The sequence below is a fragment of the Bacillus sp. MUM 13 genome (genome assembly GCF_001866725.1).
GTDB lineage: Bacteria > Bacillota > Bacilli > Bacillales > DSM-1321 > Peribacillus.
Genome location: NZ_MLYQ01000067.1, coordinates 1 through 8,661, shown reverse-complemented (window position 1 = coordinate 8,661; position 8,661 = coordinate 1). Strand labels below are relative to the sequence as shown.

Sequence of the window (8,661 nt, the reverse complement as noted above, 5' to 3'; positions counted from 1 at the left end):
AACAGTCGCTTCCGCTTTTTTTATAGGTTAACCATTTTTTCCGGGTTCACCCATTTTTCGAATTCATCGGGTGTCAGGTATCCGAGTTTTAGGGCGGCTTCTTTTAGGGTTGTGTGTTCGCTGAAGGCCAGTTTTGCGATTTCTGCTGCTTTTTCATAGCCGATATGCGGATTTAAGGCAGTCACAAGCATTAGTGATCGCTCAACATTTTCCTTTATTTTTTCAGTGTTTGCCATGATTCCTTTTGCAGTATGCTCATTAAATGATTGTATTCCTTCACTCAGAAGCTTTACAGACTGCAGGAAGTTATAAATGATAACAGGCTTAAATACATTTAGTTCAAAATTCCCCTGGCTGGCTGCGAAAGCAATAGTGGAGTCATTTCCGAATACCTGAACGGAAATCATCGTCAATGCTTCACATTGTGTGGGATTTACTTTACCAGGCATGATGGAGCTGCCGGGTTCATTTGCCGGAATAGAGAGCTCGCCTATACCGCTTCTGGGTCCGCTCGCAAGCCATCTGACATCATTGGCAATTTTCATCAAATCTGCAGCAAGAGCCTTCATGGCACCATGCACGTGCACAATTTCATCATGGCTGGTAAGTGCATGAAACTTGTTCGGCGATGTATGGAATGAATGTCCGGTATCCTTGCTGATTTGTTCTGCGGCCATATGGCCGAATGCCGGTTTTGTATTAATCCCGGTCCCTACTGCTGTTCCCCCAAGTGCAAGGCTTTTTAAATGCTTGCTGCTTTCTTCAATCATTTGAAGATCTTTATCAAGCATTGCCCTCCACCCGCTGATTTCCTGCCCTAGTGTGAGCGGTGTAGCATCCTGCAAATGGGTGCGGCCGATTTTTACAATATTCATAAATTCCTTTTCCTTTTCAAGCAAAGTATCTCTTAATGCAGAAATAGACGGCAGCAGGATGTCTGCAACTGCCAGGTATGCCGCTATATGCATCGCCGCCGGAAATGAGTCATTAGAGCTTTGGGCCTTGTTGACATCGTCATTAGGATGCAGGATTTCCTGCTCATTTCCGCCGTTTTCCCGCAGCCACTCATTCCCTTTGTTAGCAATTACTTCATTCACATTCATATTGCTTTGAGTGCCGCTTCCAGTCTGCCAGACAACAAGGGGAAAGTGGTCATCAAGTGCTCCTTCTAGAATTTCACCGCAGACTTTTACAATCGCTTTCATTTTTGCCTGAGATAAATCTCCCAGCTCATGATTGACCTTAGCTGAGGCTTGTTTTACATATGCAAAAGCCTGGATGAGCTCTATCGGCATTCTTTCATTTCCGATTTTGAAATTATTTCTGCTTCTTTCAGTCTGTGCTCCCCAATATTTATCATAAGGAACCTGTACTTCACCCATAGTGTCTTTCTCTGTTCTGAATTTCATGGAATTTCCTCCCGTCTCCACTGTTAAATAATTTTTATATACCATGCCAAAAAAGGTTACTCTATCTACTTTCCCAAAATTCAGCATAAACGAACATGTATTTAATATTTAAAAGCTTTGCCCTCTATTCTCGCTTTCATTATCGTATAGAAAAATATCATGATTTAAACCGGCTGCATGCTGACATTTTTAACACTGCTGCAATATTGGCTGCAGTTTCTTCAAGATGCCTCTCTGCCTTGATAAAGGCATCCTCTCTGCTGATAATTCCTGGAACTATGCTGAAAACGGCATTTATTCCCTGCTGAGTAAACTCTTCGCTGTTATATGAAACATTGCCGGCAATAGCAATCACAGGAACGTTAAAAGTCCTGGCAAGACGAGCTGCACCGATTGGTGTTTTTCCAAGTAGAGTCTGATCGTCAATCTTGCCTTCACCTGTTATAAGGATTGAAGCATCTCTTATGTGTTCCATCAGATTGACCGCTTCTATAATGATTTTACTGCCTCTTTTAAGCTCAGCAGGCAAAAAGGCAAGCAATCCTGCTCCAAGGCCTCCGGCTGCACCGGAACCAGGCACATCCTTTACCTTTTTTCCAAGCTCCTTTTCAATGACCGCCGCATATCTTTCGAGATTATTATCAAGAAGAACAACCATTTCCCGATCTGCCCCTTTTTGTGGCCCGAAAATTGCTGAAGCACCTTTTTCTCCGGTTAAGGGGATGTCTACATCACATGCTGCTTCCACCCTGATATGCCGCAATCTTGGATCTGCATCGCTTAAATCAATGGAGCAAAGCTTTCCGAGAGCTCCACCCCCGTCTCCAATTTCCCTGCCGCTCTCATCCATAAGCTTTATTCCTAGCGCTTTTGCCATCCCTGCCCCTCCATCATTAGTGGCACTTCCGCCAATGCCAAGAATGATATGCTTTGCTCCCGCGTCCAGGGCAGCCAGTATCAATTCACCAGTACCTCTGGTGGTCGTATACAGCGGGTTTCTTTTTTCATAAGGAACAAGATGGATGCCTGAAGCTGCAGCCATCTCGATTACTGCTTTTTCTCCATTTCCGAAAATCCCGAATTTGGCATTCACCCTTTCACCTAGCGGCCCGGTGACTTCTTTTTCAATAATGTTCCCTCCTGTTGCATTTATAAGTGCCTGTACCGTCCCTTCCCCGCCATCTGCTAATGGGACCTTAATAATTTCAGCAGATTTAAAGATGCGGCGGAACCCCTTTTCTATAGAGTCTGCCGCCTGCATTGCAGTCATGCTTTCCTTGAATGAATCAGGGGCAATGACAATTTTCAATAAAAGCCCTCCTTTCGATCTTTCTATCTATATCTTTTTATTAAACACTTTGAACTTAAAGTGATGCCTCATAAATTCCTGAATTTGCTTCACTCTATTGCAGGGAAGATATATTTATATTAGTTGACATTACCCTATTTGTGTAGTAAATTCTAAACTAATAGAATAATTAGAATTTATTTCTTATCAAGAGAGGTTTAGGGAATTGGCCCGTTGACGCCTCAGCAACCTTCATTGCCCAGAACAATGAAAAGGTGCTAACTCCATCAAGTTTTAATAACTTGAAAGATAAGAAGAATGGCTTCCAATGTACTGTTAAAAGTCTTCTTCTTTAAGAAGGCTTTTTTATTTTATTCAGCTTAAGGAGTGGTGAACCTATGTACAATATTGACACATATCTGGCACAAATCGGAAATCGAAGCGAAAAAGAGACAGGAACTGTGAATGCTCCCATTTACCTTTCAACAGCTTACCGCCATGAAGGCATTGGGCAGTCCACAGGATTCGATTATTCCCGTACCGGAAATCCCACGAGGCAGATCCTCGAAAAAACCATAGCAGATCTTGAAGGCGGCGATCAGGGCTTTGCATGCAGCTCAGGCATGGCAGCAATATTGACGGTATTGTCGTTATTCCAATCCGGGGATGAGTGGATTTTATCCAAGGATTTATACGGAGGAACATATCGATTATTGGAACAGGGGTTCAAGAAATGGGGGTTAGTCTGTAAATACAGAGATACAAGCTGTCTGCAGAGCATTGAACATTCCATTACACCAAAGACTAAAGCCATTTTTATAGAATCCCCCACTAATCCTCTAATGGAAACAGCGGATATCGAAGCTATCGGCCAGCTGGCGGAACAGCACGGTTTGCTTTTAATCGTCGACAATACCTTTTATACACCGCTGATCCAAAAACCTATCCCGCTTGGAGCTCATATCGTCATCCATAGCGCTACAAAATATCTTGGCGGACACAACGACGTGCTGGCAGGGCTTATCGTTGCTAAAGGGAGAGATCTTTGCACTTCTCTCGCCCTTCACCATAATGGGGCAGGAGCTGTGCTGAGCCCATTTGATTCATGGCTTTTAATGAGAGGCATGAAAACACTTTCTCTTCGGATGGCCCGCCATGAATCCAATGCAAAAATCCTTGCTGAATACCTGTCCAATCACGAGTCCGTTTCAGAGGTCCTTTATCCCGGCAGAGGCGGTATGCTTTCTTTCAGGTTAAATGATGAGTCATGGATCAATCCTTTCTTAAAAGGACTTTCCCTTATCTCTTTTGCAGAGAGTCTCGGCGGAGTTGAGAGCTTTATAACGTATCCTGCAACACAAACCCATGCAGACATTCCAGAAGAAATCAGAACAGCGAATGGGGTTTGTAATAGGTTATTGCGTTTTTCAGTAGGAATTGAAGATCCCGGCGATTTAATAAGTGATTTGAATTATTCTTTAAATTATGTAAAACAGGAGGCCCTATTATGACATCTGAAAATTTTGCTTTTGAAACTTCTTTGATCCATAATCGGCATAAAATTGATCCGGCAACAGGTGCAGTCTGTGTTCCGATTCAGCATGCCTCAACTTACCATCAATTCGATATTGATCAATTCGGCAAATATGATTACAGCAGAAGCCTGAATCCGACACGGGAGGCACTTGAAGAGATTATTGCTGAATTAGAGGAAGGAACCAGGGGCTTTGCTTTCTCATCCGGAATGGCGGCCATTTCAACTGCGTTTCTTTTATTATCTTCAGGCGACCATGTCATCATTTCAGAAGATGTATACGGAGGGACCTACCGGATGGTGACAAACGTTTTGAACCGGTTTGGAATCCAGCACACTTTTGCCGATATGACGAATCTTGAAAGCATCAGATCTGCAATCCAGCATAATACAAGGGCTTTTTATATTGAAACACCTTCTAATCCTTTGCTTAAGGTAAGCGATATAAGGGAAATCAGTGCCATTGCCAGGGAAATTGGCGCCTTGACATATGTGGATAATACATTTTTAACTCCCGCTCTGCAAAAGCCTCTTTCACTTGGTGCTGATATTGTTCTCCATAGTGCAACGAAGTTTCTTTCAGGCCATAGCGATGTTGTTGCAGGACTTGCGGCCGTCAAAGACCCGGAAATAGGTGAAAAGCTTTCATTTTTGCAGAATTCATTTGGAGCAATTCTGGGTGTTCAGGATGCATGGCTGGTCATGAGGGGAATTAAAACCCTCCATGTAAGAATGGCGCATTCCATGAAGTCCGCACATAAAATGGCTGAATTTCTATCTTCACTGCCTGCAGTTAAAGCTGTCCATTACCCAGGCCTCCCGGATCATCCTCAGTACAAAATCCAAAGCGAACAGGCCAGGGGAGCAGGAGCCGTGTTATCATTCGAACTGCAAAATGAAAGCCTGCTTCGTTCCTTCGTCAATCAGCTCCAGCTGCCCGTTTTTGCTGTAAGCCTTGGAGCCGTTGAAACCATCCTTTCCTATCCTGCAAAAATGTCACACGCAGCAATGCCTGATGAGGAAAGAGAAAGTCGCGGAATCTCAAAAAGCCTTTTGCGATTATCCCTTGGACTTGAAAACTGTGATGATTTAATCCGCGATTTCACTTTAGCCCTGCAGCAAAGCGAAAAGGAGTATTTACAGACAGCTGTTAATGAAGGCTGAATATAACAGGACATAGAATACTGCAGCATATGCAGTATTCTTTTATGAGGGCTTTTTGAACAAAAAAATGGCTGCATAAGGCAGCCATTTATCCCTGAACAATCGTATCCAATAAATGAACTTCTAGCATTCTAAAATTATAAAATTCGCTCCCCTATGTTTTGGAAGTCAAAATGGACATTCTAGCATTCCGCCATGAGGACTAACAAACTGTTAAAAAGTCTCCATTTAATAGCAGCGCAAAGGGGCAATTTAACGTATTTTCGCGATTACAATCGTTCAATAAACCCTTCTGTTCCATGAACGCGGATTCGTTGTCCATCTTTAATCAGTTTAGTAGCATTTTCCACTCCTACCACTGCTGGCAGGCCATATTCTCGTGCAATCACTGCTCCATGTGTCATTAATCCGCCCACTTCAGTGACTAAGCCTTTTATGGATACAAACAATGGTGTCCAGCTGGGGTCAGTAAAGGCGGTGACTAATATATCTCCTTCTTCAAGATCAGCATCTTCCATGTTTAAGATGACACGCGCCCTTCCCTCTACCACTCCGGAAGAAACAGGCAAACCTGCAATCGCTTCGGCTGGAAGGTTTTCTCTTTGATACTTGCCTGTAATAATTTCACCTTCCGATGTAATAACACGCGGAGGAGTCAGTTTTTCATATAATTTATAATCCTCTTTCCGCTTTATGATTTTCTGGCGGTCCAGCTTTTTTGTGCGTACGGCTTCGCTGAATTCTTCAAATGTGAGATAATATATATCTTCTTTTTCATGAATAATGCCCGCTTGCACCAGTTGTTGGGCTTCTTTCAGTAAAGCCTGCTTATAAACGAAGTAGCGGTTAATCATGCCGTATTTGGGATATTCACGATACCCGATGAAATTCCGGATAAGCCTGATCATTCGCTTTGCTTCTTTGGCTTTTTGTTCACCATCGGTTAATTGGTTCAAACGTTCTAATAACTCTTGTTCTTTTTTCAAAGCAGCATGCCTGCCTTGCTCGAATTTGCACTTTCCGGCATTAGCTTCAAAATTTTTGATGTTACTGAGAATTATGGAAACAAGGGTAACTGGCTTTTCACTCCAGCGGGTTTTTGTGATATCGATTTCTCCGGCACACCGCATTCCATATTTGCTGAGAAAAGCATAGAAAGCGTCTCTAGCTTCCTTACCGCCATCAAACTTAACCAGTTCATCTAAAAAGTGATCATCATTTACTTGGTGTAAATATTCAATTACTTCCGGATAAGGACGAATTACATCTGCAACGTCCAAAAGTGCAAGACCCATTTCTGAAGTAATATTGTTTGGTACAGATTGAGAAAGCGTGTCTGCTGCATTTTTTTCACCTAACCACACATTCATTTTTTCATTAATCCAGGTTGTAGCATTTATAGCAGCCATAAATACAGCAGAACTTTGCGGGTCAAATAAAATTCTCTTTAATTCTTGGATATCTTCCAGGATGAATGCAAATAAATCTGATCCTGATTTGTTTTTAATTTTTTGTTTTAATTCTTCAATGGATGTTTGGCTGCGCTTAATCAAGTCAGAAACAATTGATGGATTGTTTTCGATTTGTGCCAGCATATCTGTATTGTTGCCTCTGCTCGGACTCGGTGCTTTATTATCATTTGGTAACGATTTTATAAAATCCCCTCGCTCAATGATGTTCATAATCGCGTCTTTCATGAGCGGATCGTGTTGTCCCATGGCATTTAATAAAATATTTCTGCTGGAAATTGAAGCCAGTTGTTGTGTGACATCAACAAACAGTCTTCCGCCAGCTTTACGCATGGGTGCTTGAGTCGTTAACAGAAAAAAAGACAATCCCAATGGTTTTATGGCGTCTGTCATCATTTGTTGATGACCAACAGATATATAGACATGATTTCCTTGGTCATTCACTTCAGGGGCAGGGAAAAGAGTCGTGATTGGACGGCTCTGGACAATATAAAATGTATCATCAGCCAAACACCATTCAATATCTTGGGGACAGCCAAAATAAGATTCGACATGTCTACCGATTCGTGCCAATTGTAAAATTTGCTGTTCAGTAAGTGCTTGGGTCTTTTGCTGGTCAGTGCTGATTGGCTTTCTCTCTGTTCCGCCTTCTTTTCTTCCATAGACAGCCAATTTTTTTGATGCTATCCTCATTTCAACGATATGATGATCACGTACTTTGTAGCAATCGGAAGCTGCCAAGCCTGAGACAAGTGCTTCTCCAAGTCCAAAACTGGCCTCGATCGACAGCAGCTTACGGTTAGAAGTAATAGGATCAGCAGTAAATAAAACCCCTGAAGCCTCGGGGAAAACCATCTTTTGAACGATTACGGATAAATAAACCTGTCTGTGGTCAATTTTATTTTGTATACGGTATATTACCGCCCGTTCCGTAAATAGAGAAGCCCAGCATTTTTTTATATGCCGCATGATTGCTTCTTGTCCAATGATATTTAAATAGGTGTCATGTTGACCAGCAAATGAGGCATATGGCAAATCTTCAGCAGTCGCACTAGAACGTACTGCATAAGCATCTTTTTCACCCAATTTCAAAAGATAGTTAGTAACTGCACTATCAACATCGGAAGGAATTTCTGCTTCTATCAGGATTTGCCGAATTTTCCTGCTGATTTCATCAATTTGATCCCGATCCTCTACCTTAAGCATTGTTAGTTGATCCAACAATGTTTGATATGTTTTGTTTTGTTCAATGGCTATTTGATATCCAGCCGTTGTAACGCAAAATCCTTCGGGTACTTGTATTCCTTGAATTTTTGACAATTCTCCTAGATTTAGCCCTTTTCCTCCAATGAGCATGAGCTGTAATTTTTCCATTTCCTGAAAACCGAGAACTAAAGAATTCATTCTATTTCCCTCCCCAAGGAATTTCCGTAAAGTTCTATTGCATTTTAGCAGTTGTAAACGAGAACAAAAAGTCTATTTTTCCCTTTTTTTATGTGCTATAATTATATTAGGGAAAGTTTAGCCTTTTACGATAAACTCACCTTATAATTCCTGCGTATATCCCCTCTTATGTGCCTATAGCCCACAATAAATATGAATTCCTTCAGATATTCCTGCCTATGTCCATACAAAAAAAACCGCCAAAACGGCAGCTGTTCCAAAACTTATCCATTTTTCCTTTGTTAACTACTTACTAAAAATAGGCTCTTTTTTTAGGCTGTTTTCGCAGACTTTGCTTCTATGAATCAAAGTGGCGGATTTCCATTCCAGGATGCTCGCTTTCCGCGGGGGCAG

5 protein-coding genes and 1 riboswitch are annotated in these 8,661 nt (G+C 41.9%); of the genes, 2 read left to right on the top strand and 3 right to left on the bottom strand.

Annotation, left to right across the window (positions count from 1 at the left end; genetic code table 11):
• Positions 1-20: 20 nt before the first annotated feature.
• Positions 21-1,409: a class II fumarate hydratase gene (gene fumC, locus BIV59_RS16100; protein ID WP_071352473.1), complete on the bottom strand. Its 1,389-nt coding sequence runs from the start codon at positions 1,407-1,409 to the stop codon at positions 21-23.
• Between the two features lie 157 nt (positions 1,410-1,566).
• Positions 1,567-2,718 carry a glycerate kinase family protein gene (locus BIV59_RS16095; RefSeq protein WP_071352472.1) on the bottom strand — a complete coding sequence of 384 codons (1,152 nt, stop codon included), beginning with the start codon at positions 2,716-2,718 and terminating at the stop codon, positions 1,567-1,569.
• A gap of 180 nt (positions 2,719-2,898) precedes the next feature.
• A riboswitch (SAM riboswitch) is annotated at positions 2,899-3,013 on the top strand.
• 82 nt (positions 3,014-3,095) lie between these two features.
• Between BIV59_RS16095 and BIV59_RS16090 the strand changes: the two genes are divergently transcribed.
• Positions 3,096-4,208, top strand: a complete 1,113-nt coding sequence (locus BIV59_RS16090; protein ID WP_071352471.1) for a methionine biosynthesis PLP-dependent protein — start codon at positions 3,096-3,098, stop codon at positions 4,206-4,208.
• Positions 4,205-5,395, top strand: coding sequence for a cystathionine beta-lyase (gene metC, locus BIV59_RS16085; protein WP_071352470.1), 1,191 nt, complete (start codon positions 4,205-4,207; stop codon positions 5,393-5,395). Before BIV59_RS16090 ends, metC begins: the two co-directional genes overlap by 4 nt.
• A gap of 269 nt (positions 5,396-5,664) precedes the next feature.
• Here metC and ppsA read toward each other — a convergent pair whose 3' ends face one another.
• Entirely contained in the window at positions 5,665-8,268 is a 2,604-nt protein-coding gene (gene ppsA / locus BIV59_RS16080; RefSeq protein WP_071352469.1) for a phosphoenolpyruvate synthase, read from the bottom strand.
• Positions 8,269-8,661 lie beyond the last annotated feature (393 nt).